Source organism: Aeromonas diversa CDC 2478-85, assembly GCF_000819805.1.
Lineage (GTDB): Bacteria > Pseudomonadota > Gammaproteobacteria > Enterobacterales > Aeromonadaceae > Aeromonas > Aeromonas diversa.
The window spans coordinates 25296-42498 of the sequence record NZ_CDCE01000020.1; the positions used below are offsets into that span (position 1 = coordinate 25296).

Annotated in this window: 18 protein-coding genes; 9 read left to right on the plus strand and 9 right to left on the minus strand. The window is 63.1% G+C overall.

Going from position 1 to position 17203, the window contains the following annotated elements:
• The first annotated feature begins 43 nt into the window (after positions 1 to 43).
• Genes BN1121_RS04960 through djlA form a run of 3 tightly spaced genes read left to right on the plus strand, consistent with a single transcriptional unit; the run spans position 44 to position 2554 of the window.
• The gene (locus BN1121_RS04960) at positions 44 to 1045 is read left to right on the plus strand and encodes an aminoglycoside phosphotransferase family protein (RefSeq protein WP_005345854.1); all 1002 of its coding nucleotides are present in this window, start codon (positions 44 to 46) and stop codon (positions 1043 to 1045) included.
• Complete coding sequence (gene murU, locus BN1121_RS04965; protein ID WP_005345856.1) at positions 1042 to 1716, plus strand: N-acetylmuramate alpha-1-phosphate uridylyltransferase MurU; 675 nt, start codon at positions 1042 to 1044, stop codon at positions 1714 to 1716. The genes BN1121_RS04960 and murU overlap by 4 nt, the downstream gene beginning before the upstream one ends.
• Positions 1717 to 1720: 4 nt before the next feature.
• Entirely contained in the window at positions 1721 to 2554 is an 834-nt protein-coding gene (gene djlA, locus BN1121_RS04970; RefSeq protein WP_005345858.1) for a co-chaperone DjlA, read from the plus strand.
• A gap of 51 nt (positions 2555 to 2605) precedes the next feature.
• Here djlA and BN1121_RS04975 read toward each other — a convergent pair whose 3' ends face one another.
• Entirely contained in the window at positions 2606 to 3559 is a 954-nt protein-coding gene (locus BN1121_RS04975; protein WP_043597408.1) for a D-2-hydroxyacid dehydrogenase, read from the minus strand.
• A gap of 44 nt (positions 3560 to 3603) precedes the next feature.
• Positions 3604 to 4410, minus strand: a complete 807-nt coding sequence (locus tag BN1121_RS04980; RefSeq protein WP_005345861.1) for a DUF3530 family protein — start codon at positions 4408 to 4410, stop codon at positions 3604 to 3606.
• Positions 4411 to 4628: 218 nt separating this feature from the next.
• Between BN1121_RS04980 and BN1121_RS04985 the strand changes: the two genes are divergently transcribed.
• Positions 4629 to 5222, plus strand: coding sequence for a GIN domain-containing protein (locus BN1121_RS04985; protein WP_043597410.1), 594 nt, complete (start codon positions 4629 to 4631; stop codon positions 5220 to 5222).
• A gap of 60 nt (positions 5223 to 5282) precedes the next feature.
• Here the strand turns inward: BN1121_RS04985 and efp are convergent, their stop codons facing one another.
• The 6 genes from efp to BN1121_RS05015 all read right to left on the minus strand — a co-directional run bounded on the left by efp (position 5283) and on the right by BN1121_RS05015 (position 11787).
• Positions 5283 to 5849, minus strand: coding sequence for an elongation factor P (gene efp / locus BN1121_RS04990; protein WP_005345866.1), 567 nt, complete (start codon positions 5847 to 5849; stop codon positions 5283 to 5285).
• Between the two features lie 46 nt (positions 5850 to 5895).
• The gene (gene earP / locus BN1121_RS04995; RefSeq protein ID WP_005345867.1) at positions 5896 to 7026 is read right to left on the minus strand and encodes an elongation factor P maturation arginine rhamnosyltransferase EarP; all 1131 of its coding nucleotides are present in this window, start codon (positions 7024 to 7026) and stop codon (positions 5896 to 5898) included.
• Between the two features lie 70 nt (positions 7027 to 7096).
• On the minus strand, positions 7097 to 8140 hold the full coding sequence (locus tag BN1121_RS05000) for a GMP reductase (RefSeq protein ID WP_005345870.1): 1044 nt from the start codon (positions 8138 to 8140) through the stop codon (positions 7097 to 7099).
• A gap of 168 nt (positions 8141 to 8308) precedes the next feature.
• Entirely contained in the window at positions 8309 to 9301 is a 993-nt protein-coding gene (locus tag BN1121_RS05005; protein WP_005345872.1) for a chemotaxis protein, read from the minus strand.
• A 168-nt stretch (positions 9302 to 9469) separates the two neighbouring features.
• Entirely contained in the window at positions 9470 to 11494 is a 2025-nt protein-coding gene (locus BN1121_RS05010) for a tRNA(Met) cytidine acetyltransferase TmcA (protein ID WP_005345874.1), read from the minus strand.
• A complete protein-coding gene (locus BN1121_RS05015) occupies positions 11491 to 11787 on the minus strand; it encodes an HlyU family transcriptional regulator (RefSeq protein WP_005345875.1) in 297 nt (98 codons plus the stop codon). Before BN1121_RS05015 ends, BN1121_RS05010 begins: the two co-directional genes overlap by 4 nt.
• A 138-nt stretch (positions 11788 to 11925) precedes the next feature.
• Between BN1121_RS05015 and BN1121_RS05020 the strand changes: the two genes are divergently transcribed.
• From BN1121_RS05020 to BN1121_RS05030, 3 genes are all read left to right on the plus strand, one after another.
• A complete protein-coding gene (locus BN1121_RS05020) occupies positions 11926 to 12117 on the plus strand; it encodes a bacterioferritin-associated ferredoxin (RefSeq protein WP_005345878.1) in 192 nt (63 codons plus the stop codon).
• Between the two features lie 55 nt (positions 12118 to 12172).
• Complete coding sequence (gene bfr / locus BN1121_RS05025; protein ID WP_005345880.1) at positions 12173 to 12652, plus strand: bacterioferritin; 480 nt, start codon at positions 12173 to 12175, stop codon at positions 12650 to 12652.
• Between the two features lie 197 nt (positions 12653 to 12849).
• Entirely contained in the window at positions 12850 to 14967 is a 2118-nt protein-coding gene (locus tag BN1121_RS05030; RefSeq protein WP_005345882.1) for a DUF885 domain-containing protein, read from the plus strand.
• A 125-nt stretch (positions 14968 to 15092) separates the two neighbouring features.
• Here the strand turns inward: BN1121_RS05030 and BN1121_RS05035 are convergent, their stop codons facing one another.
• Positions 15093 to 15965 (minus strand): LysR family transcriptional regulator, encoded by an 873-nt coding sequence (locus BN1121_RS05035; protein ID WP_005345884.1) that lies wholly within the window; start codon positions 15963 to 15965, stop codon positions 15093 to 15095.
• A gap of 115 nt (positions 15966 to 16080) precedes the next feature.
• On the opposite strand from BN1121_RS05035, the gene BN1121_RS05040 reads away from it, so the two are divergent.
• Together BN1121_RS05040 and BN1121_RS05045 are read left to right on the plus strand one after the other, a co-directional pair.
• Positions 16081 to 16314 (plus strand): hypothetical protein, encoded by a 234-nt coding sequence (locus BN1121_RS05040; RefSeq protein WP_005345886.1) that lies wholly within the window; start codon positions 16081 to 16083, stop codon positions 16312 to 16314.
• On the plus strand, positions 16311 to 16961 hold the full coding sequence (locus BN1121_RS05045; protein ID WP_005345887.1) for an HAD-IA family hydrolase: 651 nt from the start codon (positions 16311 to 16313) through the stop codon (positions 16959 to 16961). Before BN1121_RS05040 ends, BN1121_RS05045 begins: the two co-directional genes overlap by 4 nt.
• The last annotated feature ends 242 nt before the right edge of the window (positions 16962 to 17203 follow it).

The following is a 17203-nucleotide window of genomic DNA, read 5'->3' on the forward strand; positions in this document are numbered from 1 at the left end:
GGGTAACCTCCCGCTTCGGCCACCCATTCCGGTCCAAGTTTCCATGATCGATCGCGCTTTACTTCTTACCGCCTGGGCCCGCCAGCTGATGGCGCAGCCTGCCCTCGAGTTGACCCTGATTTCGGGCGATGCCAGCTTCCGACGTTACTATCGCGGGGCTGGGCTCATCTGGGTTGATGCCCCGCCTGCCACCGAAAAAAACCGTGAGTTCGTGTGTAACGCCGCGGCCCTGTTGCGGGCCGACGTGCTTGCCCCCGAGGTGAGGGGCGTGGACTACGAACAGGGCTTTCTCTGTGTGACGGATCTTGGCGATACCTCCCTTCTGTCGGTACTGGATCCGCAGAGCGTGGCCGCCTGGTACGCCCTCGCCATCGATCTGTTACCCAGGCTGGCCCGGGTTGAGCTGGCCTTGGAGCCCTTCGATGCCCCCTTTATGGCGCGGGAGAACGCCATCCTGCCCGAGTGGCTGCTCGGCCACCATCTGGGGCTGACCCTGGATGAGGCGCAGCATCGGCTCTTGGCCGACACCTTTACCCTGCTCACCGAGAATAATCTCGGCCAGGTGCAGGGGGTGATGCATCGGGACTTTCACAGCCGTAATCTGATGGTGTGTGGTGGCACCACGCCTGCCAGCGCGGCGCTGGCCGTGATCGACTTTCAGGACATGGTGCTGGGGCCGGTCACCTACGATCTGGTCTCCCTGCTCAAGGATTGCTACGTGCGCTGGCCCGACACCGTCATCGAGGCGGGCATGCGCCACGGGTTTGCCGTGCTGGAAGAGGCGGGGCTGCTCGGCGGCACCGACTTCGCCACCTTCCGCCGTCAGGCCGATCTCACCGGGATGCAGCGCCATCTCAAGGCCGCCGGTATCTTCGCCCGGCTGCACCACAGGGACGGCAAGTCGGGTTATCTCAAGGACATACCCCGTACCCTCGACTACGTGGTCGAGGTGTGCGACCGCTACCCCGAGCTGGCCTCCTTCGGTCGCTGGCTGAAGGAGCGGGTATTGCCGGCCCTGGCCGCCGTGTCGGAGCGGCAGCCATGAAGGCGATGATCCTGGCCGCCGGGCGCGGCGAGCGGATGCGCCCGTTGACCGATGCCCTGCCCAAGCCGCTGTTGGCGGCGGGGGGCAAGCCCCTCATCGTGCACCACATTGAGCGCCTCAAGGCGGCGGGCATCACAGAGCTGGTCATCAACCACGCCTGGCTCGGCCACAAGCTGGTCGAGGCGCTGGGCGATGGCACCCGACTGGGTGTCTCCATCGCCTGGTCGGCGGAGGAGACGGCACTGGAGACCGCCGGCGGCATAATGCAGGCGCTACCACTGCTGGGGGGGAATCCCTTCCTGGTGGTCAACGGCGACACCTGGCTCGATGTGGATTATCGCCTGTTCAGCGCTCAGTCGCTGGCGGGCGATCTCGCCCATCTCTGGCTGGTCGATAACCCGCCCCAGCATCCCCATGGCGACTTCTCCCTGCGTGGGGACAGGATCATCGACATGCCGGGGCTGACGTTCAGCGGCGTCGGTCTCTATCATCCGGCGGCGTTTGATGCCCTGGCGCAGGGGCCGCGCAAGCTGGCACCGCTGCTGCGCGACTGGATTGCACAGGGCCGGGTCGGTGGCAGCCATCTGCTGGGGGACTGGCGCGATATCGGCACGCCCGAGCGACTGGCTCAACTCGACAGTGAACTGTTGGCCCGCGGGGTCACGAGGTAACGTTATGCGTATCTGGGGCAAGGTGCTCGGCGCCTTCTTTGGTTTCCTGCTCGGCAATGTGTTCGGGCTGCTCATCGGTCTCTGGATCGGCCATCGCTTCGACACCGGCATGGGGCTCCAGACCGGTTTTCGTCGCCGCCCCTCCGAGGCCCAGCAGACGGTCTTCTTCCACGCCACCTTCTCGGTCATGGGCCACATCGCCAAGGCGAGCGGTCAGGTCACCGAGAGCGAGATCCGGGTCGCCTCCGATCTGATGGACAGAATGCGTCTCACCGGTGAGCTGCGCACCCGGGCCCAAGACTCTTTTCGCCAGGGCAAGGCGGCAGATTTCCCCCTGCGCGCCACCCTGGCCGAGTTTCGTGAGGCCTGTATGGGGCAGCGCGACATATTGCGCTTCTTCCTCGAGGTACAACTGCAGGCGGCCTTCGCCGATGGCAGTGTGCCCCCGGAGGAGCGTCAGATCCTCGAGGTCGTGGCCGAGGAGCTCGGCTTTAGCCGCTTCGAGCTGGATCGGATCCTGGCCATGGCCGAAGCCCAGCGCAACTTCTTCCGCAGCCAGGGCAGCACTGGTAGCCGGCAGCAGGGGTGGAGCGGGCAGCAGGCACGCCAGGCCCCGCCGCGGGATCGTCTCAAGGATGCCTATCAGCTGCTCGGGGTAAACGAGGGGGACTCGGATCAGGAGGTCAAGAAGGCCTACCGCAAGGAGATGGCCAAGCATCATCCGGACAAGCTGGCCGCCAAAGGGCTCCCCCCCGAGATGATGGAGATGGCCAAGCAGAAGGCGCAGGAGATCCAGAGCGCCTGGGAGATGATCCGCGAGGTTCGCGGTATCCGCTAGTTGTACTCTCTCCGAGAAAAAGACCACCTCAGGGTGGTCTTTTTTTGTGCCTTACACCAGCTGTCGCAGGGGGGCGCCGGCGATGAAGCCATCGATGTTCTCTATCACCTGATCCGCCAGGCGCTGCATCGATCCCTCGCTGGCCCAGGCCACGTGCGGGGTCAGCAGGAAGTTGGGCAGGGCCAGCGCCTGCATCAGGGGGTGATCCGCCGGGGGGGGCTCCTGGCTGGCCACGTCGAACCCGGCGCCACCGAGATGGCCGCTTCGCAGCGCATCGAGCAGGGCCGACTCGTCGACCAGTCCCCCGCGCCCGACGTTGATGAGCAGGGCTCCCGGCTTCATGGCCGCCAGTTCGGCGGCGCCGATCAGATGGCGAGTCTGGGGGGTGAGCGGGCAGTGCAGGCTGATGATGTCTGATGTTGCCAGCAGGGCAAACAGAGGCAGCCGATCGGGAGCCGGCTCACCGTCGGTGAGGCTCTCTGCGTAGCGTACCTCGAGGCCAAGGGCCTCGGCGCGTCGCCCCAGGTCCCGGCCTATGGTACCGCGTCCTATGATGCCGAGCCGGCGTCCGGCGAGATCCATGATGCCATGATCGAAGAAGCAGAAGCGACCGCTCTCCTGCCAGCGCCCCTGGGCCAGAGAACGTTGCCACCCCTTGAGGTTGCGCGCCAGCGCCAGCATCAGGGCCAGGGCATGCTCGGGCACCGAGGGGCTGGCGTAGCCACGCACGTTGCACACTGTGATACCACGGGAGCGGCAGGCGTCGAGATCCAGGTTATCGGCACCGGTCGCGGCCAATGCGATGAGTCGCAGGGACGGCAGCTCGGCCAGTTCGCGCTCGCCCAGGCGCACCTTGTTGACGATGGCGATGGTGGCGCCGCTCAGTCGCTCGACCACCTGATGAGGGGCGGTGGAGGGATACTCTATCCAGGTGTGGGGCCGGGCGGGGCGAGCCAGTCGCACCGAGGGTGCCAGGGTGTCGCGGTCGAGAAAGACGATCTGCATGGTGCCTCCTTGGGGTGAGGCACCATCATGCCAAGGGGCGTGTCTCAGAGCCAGCCGAGATGGCGCAGCCAGCCCTGGAGCCGGGCCGGTAGCTCCGCCTGCTCCAGCAGAGCGTAGGGTCGGTAGTTGAGCTTGTTGCTGCGCCGGCTCTCGACCCGACGTGCCTCGGCGGCCACCAGCGGCCAGCCTGCCGCACTCTCCTCATAGAGATCGAGGATCGGGGCCTGGCTCTGGGCGACATCCTTGGCCAGCACAGTATTGGCCCCCTGCTCGGGAAAGTAGGCATCGAGCAGCACCAGGGCGTCGGGGGGGGGGAGTTGCTCGCTGGCGATCAGGTTGCTGGCCCAGGCGGCGGCCGTGCCCTGAGCCAGGATCAGGCGAAAGCCCCCCTCCTGCTGTTTGGCCTCGCTCAGGCTCTTGATCCGGGCGGCAAGATCCTGGCGAAAGGTGTCGCGTGCCGCATCCTTCTTCTCACCGGCCGGGTTGAGCTGTGGCTGGGCAAAGCGGGGCAGGATCAACAGGGTGTCGAACCCTTGTGAGGTCAGGGTTGCCGAGAGTTGCCAAAGCCGCCCCGTTCCCTGCCACTCGGGCAGCAGTATCACCAGTCCGAGATAGGTGCCGCTGGTGTGCTCGGCAAACAGTACCTGCTCCTGCTCTATGGTCTTGCTGGCCGGATTGTTCTGCCAGTCGAGGCGCAGCAGTTGATCCGCCGAAGGGGGTGGCTGATTGGTATCCTGGGGCGCATTACCCGCTGCCGCCGGCTCGGTGGGCGCGGCGGCAGACGGGGAGTCCTGTTCGGCGCCATGGGCGGGAACAGTCAGCAGAGCCAAGAGTAAGAACAGAAGCGGCATGGGGGTCCTCCAACGTTTACATAGCGGCCTGGGCGTCCCTTTCTTTAGCCATGGTGCTACCGAGTGGCGAGGATTGCCATTGTGTGGTCTGATTGACACCAAGATAGGTGTGGCATTTATATGGCCCATTTATAACCAACTGTTTTTAATCAATAAAAAATTTGGTCTTGTTCTTGCTGTACAGGGACGACAATGACAAGGAGAGAAGACGCATCACAATGGCGCTATTGGCACTGGGATTGGGCGGTTGCCAGTGGGGAGAGATGGGCCACCTGGAGGGTAATGGCCGGGCGCTGGATCAGCGCATGGCGCTCGCGCCGGTCTCCCGGGTCACCGCCGCCTTCCCCGGGCTGCTGCGGGTGGCGCCGGGTAGCGAGAGTGCTCTCAAGCTCAGTGGCGATGAGAACCTGCTGCCCTATCTCGAGGTCAAGCAGGAGGGGGAGGCGCTGGAGATCAGGGTCAAGCGGGGCACCAAGATTGAGCCCAATACCCCGCTCGAGCTGACACTGACCCTGCCGACTCTGCGCGAGGTGGCGCTGGCGGGGGTGACCCAGGGCGAGCTGGGGGCCTTCGAGGGGGAGCGACTCGAGCTCTCACTGGCCGGCGCCGGTGATATGAAGACTGGGGCGCTCCACTACCGCGAGCTGGTGGGCAACCTGGCCGGGGTGGGCGAGGTCTCGGGCGCAGGGTTGCAGGCGCGCGAGGCCGAGGTAAACATCGCCGGTGCCGGCGACGTTCGCTACACTGGCTCGCCGCGTCTCACGCAGCAGATCATCGGTCAGGGACGGCTCGAGCAGGTGGCGAGCCAATAAGCGGGTAATAAAAAAGCGAGCCGGTGGCTCGCTCTTTTATCGACAGACGTCAGGCGTTTATCAGGAAACGCGACGCTTGAACTCGCCGGTGCGGGTGTCGATTTCGATCTTGTCGCCGATCTCAACGAAGGCGGCAACAGACAGCTCGAAGTCAGTACCAACCAGACGGGCCGGCTTGGTGACCTTGCCGGAGGTGTCGCCACGGGCGGCCGGCTCGGTGTACTCGACTTCGCGAACGATGGTGGTCGGCAGCTCGACAGAGATGGCCTTATCGTTGTAGAAGGTCACTTCGCACACGTCTTCCATGCCGTCGACCATGTAGTTCAGCACATCGCCCAGGTTGTCTTTCTCAACGTCGTACTGGTTGTAGTCGGTATCCATGAAGACATACATGGGGTCGGCGAAGTAGGAGTAGGTGCACTCCTTGCGCTCCAGCATGACCACTTCCATCTTCTCGTCAGCCTTGAAGACGGGCTCGGAGGCGCTGCCGGTCAGCAGACCCTTCAGCTTCATCTTGACCACGGCGGCGTTACGGCCGGATTTGTTGAACTCGGTCTTCTGAACCACCATGGGCTCGGTGCCGACCATGACCACGTTACCAGCGCGGATTTCCTGTGCGGTTTTCATGTAAAAAATTTCCTGTTCGTGAAACGGACGGATAAAAACTGCCAGATTATATCTTCGTTTCCAAAAATTTCACTAACCGAGTGACGAGATCGCCACCAGCGAGCAGAGCGGTGGGCCACTTCGGTGCCTGTTCGAGCCAGCTTGCTTGCCAGTCATCCCACGTTTGCCACAGTTCTTCGCACGATTCCCCCCGGTTGAGTGCCAGCATCAGGCCCTTTATCCACTCCGCCTGGGGCTTGGGGTGGCTTGCTAGGTAACGATCGAGGAAGGCCTCCAGTTTGACCAGATGGTAATCCTCCTCCTGGGGATAGATGTGCCAGAGGAAGGGGCGAGCCGCCCACTGGGCGCGCACGAAGGAGTCTTCGCCGCGCACTATGTTGAGATCGCACGACCAGAGCAGCCGGTCATAACCGGCCTGGTCTGTCATCGGCAGCACCACCACAGTGAGGGCGCCATCTGTGATGCGATCGCCCGGCACTGCCGCCGCCACCCCGAGTGCGTTGAGCACCTGGGGCAGGGCGCGCCCGACCGGTACCAGCAGGGTCACGGGGCAGGCTCCACGTCGCCAGGCCTCGACCAGGGAGGGGATGGCCGCGCTTTCGTAGGCAAACAGGCTGATTCGCAGCTCGCCTGGTGCCGGGGGGGGCAGACCCAGGCCGCCCCAGTAGGCGGCGAGGCCCGCCTCGTCCGCCTGCCAGGCGGCGCGGCGCGCCATCAGGCTTTGCTCGCAGAGCAGGCCACCCGTCTTGTCGGTAAAGCCGGGGAAGAAGAAGAACTTGTTGAGCCTGCCCTGGGGTGAGGGAAGGGCGTGGCACCCTTCGACCCAAGGCTCGGCCGAGAGGTATTCGAGGTTGAGCCAGGCGGGTGGCGGCGTTATGGCCTGCATGCGCGCCTTGTAGGGGGCCGGCAGCTCGCAGGCAAATGCCTCGATGACGACCTTCGCCGGCGCGAGGTCGGCATCCGCATGCCAGTGCTGGATGGTGATACCCTGCTCACACTGGGTCTCGCGGGAGGGATCGAGAGTGGGGCAGATACGCGCGAAGCTCGCCAGATCGTCGACCCAGAGGCGCACCGGGCCGTGGCCCTCGTCGTGCAGTTGGCGTGCGAGCCGCCAGGTGACGCCGATGTCGCCGAAGTTGTCGACCACGGTACAGAAGATGTCGAAGTTAAAAGCCATGCTGACTCCGGCGCAATACAAAACCGGCGTGCAGGGTAGCACGCCGGTCGGGCTCACTCTATGTCCCGGCTTACTCCTTGCCGTAGACGTTGTTCTCTTGCTCGCGTACCCGGATGAAGGTGGTGCGCTTGGTCAGCTCCTTGAGCTGGGCGGCCCCCACATAGGTACAGGTGGAGCGCACCCCACCCAGGATGTCGCGCACCGTGTGCTCGACCGGGCCGCGATAAGGCAGCAGCACCGTCTTGCCCTCGGAGGCGCGGTACTCGGCGACGCCACCCGAATGCCTGTCCATGGCACTCGAGGAGCTCATGCCGTAGAACTTCATGAAGGGCTCACCATCCACATCGACCAGTTCGCCACCGCACTCCTCGTGGGCTGCCAGCATGCCGCCCAGCATCACGAAGTCGGCACCGCCGCCGAAGGCTTTGGATACATCGCCCGGACAGGTGCAACCGCCATCGCCGATGATCTGGCCGCCGAGGCCGTGGGCCGCGTCGGCGCACTCTATTATGGCGGAGAGCTGGGGATAGCCGACCCCGGTCTTGACCCGGGTGGTGCAGACCGAGCCTGGGCCTATGCCCACCTTGATGATGTCGGCGCCCGAGAGGATCAGCTCCTCGACCATCTCGCCGGTGACCACGTTGCCAGCCACGATGACGTGTTGGGGGCAGGCTTCGCGCATCTTGCTGACGAAGGCGACGAAGTGCTCGGAGTAACCGTTGGCCACGTCGACGCAGATGAAGCGCAGGAAGGGGGAGAGGGCCAGGATCTCGCGGGTCTTGTCGAAGTCGGTATCGGAGGTGCCGGTAGAGACCATGACGTGGCGTAGCACCGACTCGTCATGCTGGGCGATGAACTGTTGCCACTGCTCGAGGGAGTAGTGCTTGTGCACGGCGGTCATCATCTCGAAGCCGGCCAGGGTGCGCGCCATGGCGAAGCTGCCGACCGTGTCCATATTGGCGGCGATGACCGGGACGCCCTGCCACTGGATGCCGGTGTGCTTGAAGGTGAACTGGCGGGTCAGACTGACCTGAGAGCGGCTCTTGAGCGTGGAGCGCTTGGGGCGGAACAGTACGTCCTTGAAACCGAGCTTCAGGTCTTCTTCGATACGCATGGCATGGTGTCCTTTCAACTGGTGGATAGTCGGCAGGCACAAAAAAACCGGGGGTTTTCAGGGCCTCCGGTTTACCACAGTCTAGCCAGAAAAACGCTTTCGGCAAGACTGATAATGCAACGCTGGATATGGTATCGTCGCGCTAATAACCTGAATTCGTTCAGGGTTTCACTCGGATATCCCCACCAACCCGTCGATCATCCCCACCATGCGCCCCAACTCGGGCTTGGTGATGGTATCGTTCGCGCCCAGTTGCAGAGCCTTGGAGCGGTTGTCATCGCTCATCAAGGATGAAAACATCACTATGGGCATCTCTTTAAACATCGGATTGTCGCGCAGCCGTTTGAGCAGGTGCATGCCGTCCATGCGAGGCATCTCCACATCCGACACTATGGCATTGAGGAACGAGCCGACCGGCAGATTCTCGGTATTGGCGTGGCTCTCAATGTCGGTCAACATCTCCAGGGCGTCGCCCCCGTCCTTGGCGGTGATGACATGATAGCCGGCGGTGCTCAGGGTGTTTTCGATCAGCTTGCGGATGAAGGCCGAGTCGTCGACCACCAGTATGGTCTTGGCCTCCCGACGCGCCACCATGCGATCGTTGATCACCACCCTCCGGTCCTGGGTGACGTCGTACTTCTCCATGCTGAGTTCGGGGTTGATGGTGGCGATGATCTTCTCGAAGTCGAGGATCATGATGAGGTTGCCATCGCGGCGCACCACGGCCACCACACAGTCGTTTTCCCCGGCTTCGAGGAACTGGCTGGGAGACTCCACATCTTCCCACGACACCCGGTGGATCCTGCTCACACTGTCGACCAGGAAGCCGTTGGCCATGCGGTTGAAGTCGGTGACGATCACCACCTTGCCGGTGTGCTCAGGCCGGGTCTTGACCCGCAACCAGCCGGCGAGATCGACCAGAGGAATGAGGCGATCGCGCAGGGAGAAGACCCCAACCATGTGCGGCTGGGCATTGGGGTAGTCGGTGGTATCGGGCACCCGTATCACCTCGCGCACCTTGGCGACGTTGATGCCGTAGTAGGCCACCTTCTGGCTGCCATCCGGCAGCAGTTTGTGCAGATGGAACTCGATGATCTCGAGTTCGTTGGTTCCGCTCTCGGTCAGGATCGCGCTGCGCGATCCGCTACCCTGTTCTGTCATGCTCACTCCCTAACGGCCTCAATGCTGGCAGCAGGCTCTCTGTGTTCCAGTATAGGAGCCCGCATTGGGGATTATCGGCCGTTTGCCGAAAGGCAACAGTCGGGAGTGAGTAAGATGTGAGAAAGATCAGGGAAAATTGTTTATCAACAATATGATAGATATCTACATTCAGAGTTGATTGTGGTCGATCCGGCTTCCTATTTGCTCCCTCAACTGCGTGATCACAGCCCCTCGACCACTCAATCCGAGTTCTCTGGCCAGGCTCTCCCATGACTTGTATTGCCATATGGCGCCAACCATAAGTCGTTGTTCTTGCTGGCTCCATTGGGCCAGCTCTGCGTGGCGGGTCAGCAGCCAACGCTGCAGGGTCCCCTGACACAACTCGAAAGGCTTGTGGTGATGGGCAAAGCAGGCCAGCTCCTCCCACTCCCAGGATTCGAGCCCGGGAAGAGGAGTGAGGGGGGAGCCCGGAAGGCATTGGGCCAGCAATTCGGCCGACACGGTGCGCAATTCACCGGCCAGCAGGCTGGGCAGGCCGAGCAGAAAGCGGCGTTGCCACTCATCGAGCTCCGGCTCGAGGGCAGGGGTGAGCGCCTTTAGCATCAGCAGGGAGTGGCAGCCGCTGGCGGCATCGCGCTGCAAACCGATGCGAACGACCCTGAGCCGACGGTTGAGCCAGAAGGGAAGCAGCTCTACCCCAGCGGAGAAGGCGCTACCCAGATAGTCAAACTGCTGCGCCCGATAGTGATCTTCCAGCGCGGTGAGCAGCTGGGCCCCCAGTCCTTTGCGATGCAGACTTGGGTGGATCGCGATGCGCATGACGCGAGCGAAGCGGCGGTCGGCGGCGGGCCGAACGCCGGAGTGAGCGAGCAGGGATTGGGGCAGCAGCTGACCGCGGGGACGGCGGCGTCCCGCCCAGATCTCCTCGGCCAGCGCAGAGGGGATGGGCCCCTCGCGCATCACCAGGGCGACACCAAGCAGGCTGCCGCCGCTGCAGAGCTGGTGGATGTCGAGATCGGGGCATTCCAGCAGCGCGCGCAAGTCGCTGGGGCTGGTCTGGTAGTGAGCCAGCACCAGCAACCCGAAGAGGGCGCTGAGGCGATCTTCGTCATGGGTCAGACTGGCCGCGCTCACGGGTTCCCAGCGCGGTGGTGCCGTCAGCAGAGGCGTGGGGGGCTCCGCCGAGAGGGCCAGCAGGCGGTTGACGAGAGGCTCGAGCGGGTCGTTGTCACTCCAGCGGATCGGCGCCTGCATGTGCAGCTCTCGCCAACCCGGGGTGCGCCTGTCCAGGGTGCGCTTGAAGCGAAGATGAAAGCCGCGCCCCGTTCCCTCGTAACCGTGCTCCGTGGTGGCGAAGACCATGCGGTGATAGTGGGCCAGCAACCCTTCTAGCAAGGGGGTGGGAATGGCGGCGGCTTCGTCCACCAGCAAGAGATCCAGAGCGGGCCGCTCCTCGAGCAGGCGGTCCGGGCTGAAGAAGAGCAGACGCTTGTCTTCCCCTGCGTGCAACAACAGGGTCGAGAGGGTGGCCTGAGCAGGGGCCGTGATGCCGATCCTGAGCCCCGGCTCTTCGGTCAGCAGTGCCGCTGCCGCCATGCCGAGGGCGCTGCTCTTGCCCCGCCCGCGATCCGCACTCAGAACCAGTGGGCGCTTGCGATGGCCGCGCAGCACCTGGCCAATGGCCTGGATTGCTGCCTCCTGATCTGCCGTGCGGGGACGCTCTAACCCCAGGGGTTGCCAAGAGGGCACCCCTTCGGGAAGCTCGAGGGCAAGGGCCGGGTCCTGACTGAGCAGTCGTACCATGCGCTCGATGAAACCCTGGCCACAGCGGGGCAGATCGACGGGATCCGCGATGAGGCGCAGCCGATCCGGGTCGGCATAGATGGGCCACCGGGCGCGGGGCGGGGTGAGCAGGAGTAACAGGCCGCCGGCGCGCAGGGTGCCGCTCAGGGCGCCAAAGGCATCGGGGTGAAACCCGCTGAAGGCGTTGCAGACCAGGGTGTCGCACTCTCGTCCCAGGTAGCGCAACGCCTTGGCGGCGGGCAGCGGCGAGTGCTCGGCAGGGCCCTCACCCAGCCAGACGATGTGGCCGTCCAGCCACTCCCGGGTCTTGGCGATACACTCCTGCTCCTCACCCTCGAGCCAGATGAGGCGGCGTTCACCGGCCTGCCGCAGTCCCTCGCGCAGGGTCACTGCTGGCTCCGTGGTTCGAACATCTTATCGCCCATCTGGTCGATGAAGGTGTGCGCCTTGCGCAGCATGAAGTCGCGGGCGTCGTCGGGGTTGACGAAGAGATCGGAACGGATGAAGCGGTGCTCTTTCAGTTCGCCGTCGATCTCCTTGGTGATACGGCCGGCCAGGCGGTATTGGCCCCCTTCGGCCATGGGCTCGGGGTAGATAAGATAACCCTGGTATTCGCTCGGGGTAACCTCGGGCTGAGGGGTTGCAGTGCCGCCAAACAGGGCGCCAAACAGTTTCTTGAGCATGGGATCCTCCGTTTGCCTGCATTCTCCCCAAGGGGAAGAGGGGTGACAAGGGACTTATTACTAAACGTTATTTGTATTGCAAAGCGTTCTCATTTAACTTTTTCGGCAGTTCACTCTTCTTCTCAGGATGTTGTCGCCATGTATGTCTGTTTGTGCCGGGGGATCACCGATTCCCAGATCCGTAAAGCGGTGCAGTCGGGCAAGGGAGAGTTCCGCCAGTTGAAACAGGATCTCGAGGTGGGCGCCCAGTGCGGCAAGTGCGTACGCATGACCATGGAGATCATCGCCGAAGAGCTCGATAAAGCGCCTCTCTATTACGAAGTAGCCTGACCCGCTTCGCGGCTTTTCTTGGCTATCCTTGTTGGACCAACAGGGAGGTTATGCCATGAAAGGTGACAGCAAAATCATCGCTCATCTCAACAAGGTACTCGGCAACGAGCTGATTGCCATCAACCAATATTTTCTGCACGCCCGCATGTTTGATGACTGGGGGCTCAAGCGTCTCGGCCACAAGGAGTATCACGAGTCGATCGACGAGATGAAGCACGCCGATGAGCTGGTGAAGCGGATCCTCTTTCTCGAGGGTATCCCCAATCTGCAGGATCTCGGCAAGCTGAAGATCGGCGAGCATGTGGAGGAGATGCTGCGCTGCGATCTGGATCTCGAGCTCGCCGCCATTCCGGATCTGCGTGCCGCCATCCTCTATGCCGAGTCGATCCAGGATTATGTGAGCCGGGATCTGTTTCAGGACATCCTGGAGGATGAAGAAGAGCATGTGGACTGGCTGGAGACCCAGCTCGATCTCATCGACCGGCTCGGCCTCGAGAATTACCAGCAGTCGCAATTGCATCATGAGGGGTCATGACTTACGCATAACTATTGCATATCCGGTGTCACAAGGGGCTCGCTATGGCGGGCCCCTGCTCTTTTGATGAATAGGTTTTCATGGGGGGAACCCCATGAAAAATATGGTTATTTTTTGTCTCTCTGGTCACAAAAACCGCATCCATTAGCAGGCATGATCGGCACGCTTGCAGGCACCCCATAACAAGAGCAACAAGGATGCACATCATGACCCTTACCCTCAATAAGGTGGCGCTCGCCTGCGCCATCGCCCTGCCTCTGTTTGCCTGCAACGGTAGCAACGACTCATCGCCGCCCAAGGCCGATCCAGTCGCCACCCGTGCCGCTCTCCTCTCGGTGATGCAGGACGCGGTCACTCAGTCCTCGCAGCTGGATCCCTATGGCTTTGCCATCGATGGCGAGAGCATAGCGGCCAGACAACGTCTGGATCAGTCTCTGCTGGATCGGCTCAAGGGGCTCGACGCTTCGGTGCTGGCAGAGCGGGATCGCCTCTTCTACGACATGATCCGCTGGGATCTCTCCCTGGCACTGGAGGGGGCAAGCCTGCCTCAGTCCCAGATCCCTATCCATCACTTCCGCAATCGGGTGGCCGATCTGGCCGGGGAGGTCGGAGAGGGGCCGCAGCAGGGGCGCCGTGCCGCGCCCCGCACCGCCAGCGGCTTTGACTACTTCGACGACACCACACCGGCGCAACTTGCCGTGACCGAGGCCCGTTGGCGCCAGGATCTGGAGCGTCATGACAGACCGGCCCCGCAGGCGATGGCACGCAGTACCAGCGATCCGGCCGCCTGGTATCGGGAGCACCTGGGTTGGCTCAAGGCCTATGACACCTACCTGGTCGAGGTGAAGCATCAGTTCGAGCTTGGCAGCGCCCGTGGCAATACGCTGCCGGACGAGCTGGTCGACCGGGTGGTCAAACAGCTCTCCAGCAAGCTGGAGGGGGACCAGCTGAGCGGCCTCTATGATGGCTGGAACGCCATGCCGGCACAGCTCGATGCGGCTCTGCGCGATGAATACAAGGGAGTATTGGAGCGCATCAACCAGCACTTCGTTGCCCTGCGCGACTATCTGGACTATCGCAACGGGGGCGCCTATGCGGTACGCATCGGCAGCGGCGAGTGTGATGATGGCTTCTGCGGCATGAAGGATGGACGCGACTGGTATCGTTGGCTGCTCAAGAAACACACTACTACCACCATGACCCCCGAGGAGGTTCATCAGCTGGGGTTGAGCGAGGTGGATCGCATCTTCGGCTCCATGGTGCAGGTGTGCCATACGGTGGGCAAGTGTGCCAGTGATGATGTGGCCGCGGCCAAGCAGAGTGGCGAGATCTATGCTTTCTTCCACTACCTGAACCAGCCCGGCTTCTTCTACCAGAATCCCTATGAGGTGTGGAGTGCGGGCGTCAATCCGGGCAATCCCGGTAGCAGCCTGAGCGAGGCCCAGCAGGCGGCACTGGCCGAGCACAACCGGGCGTTGACCGAGTACAACCGCTTCAAGGAGAAGGCGGCCCTGGTGCTGCCTGATTTCTTCGACGCCGAGAAGACCATCCCCAGGCTCGACTACGAGGTGGTGCCCGTCTCCTATGATGAGGCCCCCTACGGCGGGGTGGCCTGGTATCAGGATGGCAATCCCCAGACCGGGCGCAAGGGGCAGTTCTTCCTCAACACCTTCTATCCGTTTGGGCTGCAGAGCTGGAACATCAGCACCCTGTTGGCCCACGAGGCGGCGCCCGGACACCACTTCCAGATCACCATAGCCCAGGAGCTGGCGGCCAAGGATCCCGACTTCCCGGCCTATATCGCCGGCTCCCACTACACCGCCTATGCGGAGGGGTGGGCCCTCTACACCGAGTACCTGGCCGATCACGACATGGGTCTCTATCAGGGGAGAGGGCTCTACGATCCGGCCAAGGGGGACCCCAAGGTCGAAGGATCGGAGGCCTTCAACAACCAGTTGCAGTATTTCGGTCGCCTCAACGAGGAGATGCTCAGGGCGATGCGGCTGGTGGTCGATACCGGCCTGCACTGGTACGGCTGGAGCCATGACCGGGCGGTGGCTTACATGAAGGAGAACTCGGCTCTGGGGGATGGGGATGTCGGCTCGGAAGTGCCGCGCTACATGGCCTACACGGGCCAGGCCACCTCCTACAAGGCCGGTCAGCTCACCTTGTTGCGGATGCGTGCCACCGCCGAAGAGGCGCTTGGCAGCCGCTTCGATCTCAAGGGCTTCCACCACCATGTGCTGGAGTACGGCATGCTGCCCATGTCGGTGCTGGAGCAGAAGAACGCCCAGTGGATCAAGGCACAGCAATAGGTTGCGGGCTATGAGCGAGGCGCCGGGGTAACCCGGCGCTTTTTATTGACTCGTTCGTCTTCAACCTCGGGGCTTTGCCTGCATGGCGACATGGACGGCATTCCCAGTGAACGGTAGTGGTGCGACTAACCGGCGAGAACCCTGTCGACGAAGCGGTGGGTGAGGGGATCCTCGAGGTCGGGGTGCCAGCCGATGCCGATCTCCCACTGGGTGTGCTCTCCTTCGAGTGGGCACAGACGCACCCCTCGCCCGGCGATGAAGGCGGTGCTGGCGGGCAGAATGGCGTTACCGAGACCGGCCGCCACCAGGGCCACCAGGGTCTGAATATCTTCGGCCTCCTGGATCACCCCCACCAGCTGGCGGGCCCCGAGAAAGCGGGCGATCTGGCTGCTAAGGCCCGGGCAGCGCCGTCCCACCATCTGTAGCAGCGGGGCCTGGCACAGAGCCTGTGCCACCGCGTCGCTCCCTTCCCCCTGCCAACTCTTTTCCGGCACCGCTAGCACCAGGCGGTCGCTGAGCAGTGGTTGCCAGGCCAGAGCCCCGCTCTCGGGGCGGCGCATAAAGCCCACCTGCAACTGACCCGACAGCAGTTGCGCCTCCTGCATCGCAGAAGGCTGGTCCTGCAGGTGCAGGCGCACCTCCGGGTGGGTTGCGGCGAAGTCGGCGACCCAGGCCGGCGCCAGTTCGAAACTCGAGAGACCGAAGCCGATGTTGAGCCGTCCGGCCAGCCCGGCGGCGACGGCGCGAGCCTCCTGCTCGAAACTGCTGGCGTGGGCGAGCAGGGCCTTGGCTTGCCTCAGCAACCGTTGACCCTGGGGGGTCGGCTCGGCCCCGTGGCGGCCGCGGTGCAGTAGAGAGGTGCCGAGCTGGCTCTCCAGAGTCTGGATCTGCTTGCTCAAGGCCGGTTGGGTGCAGTGCAGGCGGCTCGAGGCCTCCCGGTAGTTGCCGCATTCGGCGACGGTGACAAAGGCCTGCCACTGGCGGAGATCGACGCGCATCCTGTCTCCAATTTGATTCTTTATGGTTATCGAATGTGGATTTTTATTGATTATAAATTATCAAATGGCCCTGCTGTAATGGCCTCAGATCCTTTTCCACCCGATCGGAGGTTTCATGTCCCGCTATGTGTTTCTGCTCAAGGGTGAGCAGACGATTCCCCAATCTCTCGACGAACCCGAGGCCGGCGCCATCCTGGTGAGCCTGCTGCGTCAGGGTTTTCGGCTCGATCCCCGCCAGCACGATGCCCTTGATGCCCGAGCGGCACTGGCGTGGCTGCGTCGTGAGGAGACGTCGCTGTGGCATCGACTCCGGGCCTCCGAGCGAGGCGCCCATGAGGTGACATCATGAAGATCACGCACTATGCCCGAGGGCTGTTGCTCGATATGGATGGGACCCTGGTGGACTCCACCGCGTTGGTCGAGAGGGTATGGGGGCTCTGGTGCGAGCGTCACGATCTGCCTCTCGAGCCCGTGCTGGCGGCATGCCATGGGGTGCGTGCCGAGGACCTTATCGAGCGCCTGTTTCCCTGGCTCGATGCGGCGCGCGAGAGCGCCTGGCTCGACGAGTTGGAGCTGGCCAACAGCCATGTGTGCCGCCCTCTACCGGGGGCGCGCGAGGTGTTAGAACGTTTGGCGCCGCATCAGTGGGCTCTGGTGACATCGGCTGGCCGCGAGCCGGCTACCCTGCGCCTGCAGGCCGCCGGTCTGCCCCTGCCGACCCATCTGATCTGCGCCGAGCAGGTGGTGCGAGGCAAGCCGGATCCGCAGGTATACCTGCTGGGTGCAGAGCGGCTGGGATGGTCGCCGAAGGAGTGCCTCGCCTTCGAAGATGCGGCTGCCGGGATCTTGAGTGCACGCCGGGCGGGTTGTCCCGTGGTCCAGGTGGGTGGCACAAGGGAGCTGGGAGAGGTGTTGGCCCGGATCGGCGATTGGCGACAGGTCAGTCTGACAGAGGAGGGGGAGAAGCTGCGGCTCGACCTGGATGGGCTCGGCTAGGTCGCGAGATTTTTTGAATTTAATTCCAAAAAAAAACATAACTAAGAATTATTTGTTGTTTATTGATTGTTAATTCGAATCATACAATTGGGCACATTCTAGAATGTGCCCCTGTCATGAGTCTGGAGCAGGCAACGGCTCTCCTGATCCCGGCCGTGCGCCGTGACCCGCTCGCGGGTCGTCAGCGTTTGTTGTCGCAGGGGCATCGCTAACCCGAGGCTGCCGTTAGGTGGCCTGCTTTG

Coding starts and splice junctions, on each gene's coding strand:
- BN1121_RS05005 (WP_005345872.1), bottom strand. CDS start 9,301: ATGACAGAACAGGGTAGCGGATCGCGCAGCGCGATCCTGACCGAGAGC.
- earP (WP_005345867.1), bottom strand. CDS start 7,026: ATGGCTTTTAACTTCGACATCTTCTGTACCGTGGTCGACAACTTCGGC.
- BN1121_RS05040 (WP_005345886.1), top strand. CDS start 16,081: ATGTCCCGCTATGTGTTTCTGCTCAAGGGTGAGCAGACGATTCCCCAA.
- BN1121_RS05030 (WP_005345882.1), top strand. CDS start 12,850: ATGCACATCATGACCCTTACCCTCAATAAGGTGGCGCTCGCCTGCGCC.
- murU (WP_005345856.1), top strand. CDS start 1,042: ATGAAGGCGATGATCCTGGCCGCCGGGCGCGGCGAGCGGATGCGCCCG.
- efp (WP_005345866.1), bottom strand. CDS start 5,849: ATGAAAACCGCACAGGAAATCCGCGCTGGTAACGTGGTCATGGTCGGC.
- BN1121_RS05015 (WP_005345875.1), bottom strand. CDS start 11,787: ATGCTCAAGAAACTGTTTGGCGCCCTGTTTGGCGGCACTGCAACCCCT.
- BN1121_RS05000 (WP_005345870.1), bottom strand. CDS start 8,140: ATGCGTATCGAAGAAGACCTGAAGCTCGGTTTCAAGGACGTACTGTTC.
- djlA (WP_005345858.1), top strand. CDS start 1,721: ATGCGTATCTGGGGCAAGGTGCTCGGCGCCTTCTTTGGTTTCCTGCTC.
- BN1121_RS05020 (WP_005345878.1), top strand. CDS start 11,926: ATGTATGTCTGTTTGTGCCGGGGGATCACCGATTCCCAGATCCGTAAA.
- BN1121_RS05045 (WP_005345887.1), top strand. CDS start 16,311: ATGAAGATCACGCACTATGCCCGAGGGCTGTTGCTCGATATGGATGGG.
- bfr (WP_005345880.1), top strand. CDS start 12,173: ATGAAAGGTGACAGCAAAATCATCGCTCATCTCAACAAGGTACTCGGC.
- BN1121_RS04980 (WP_005345861.1), bottom strand. CDS start 4,410: ATGCCGCTTCTGTTCTTACTCTTGGCTCTGCTGACTGTTCCCGCCCAT.
- BN1121_RS04960 (WP_005345854.1), top strand. CDS start 44: ATGATCGATCGCGCTTTACTTCTTACCGCCTGGGCCCGCCAGCTGATG.
- BN1121_RS05035 (WP_005345884.1), bottom strand. CDS start 15,965: ATGCGCGTCGATCTCCGCCAGTGGCAGGCCTTTGTCACCGTCGCCGAA.
- BN1121_RS04975 (WP_043597408.1), bottom strand. CDS start 3,559: ATGCAGATCGTCTTTCTCGACCGCGACACCCTGGCACCCTCGGTGCGA.
- BN1121_RS04985 (WP_043597410.1), top strand. CDS start 4,629: ATGGCGCTATTGGCACTGGGATTGGGCGGTTGCCAGTGGGGAGAGATG.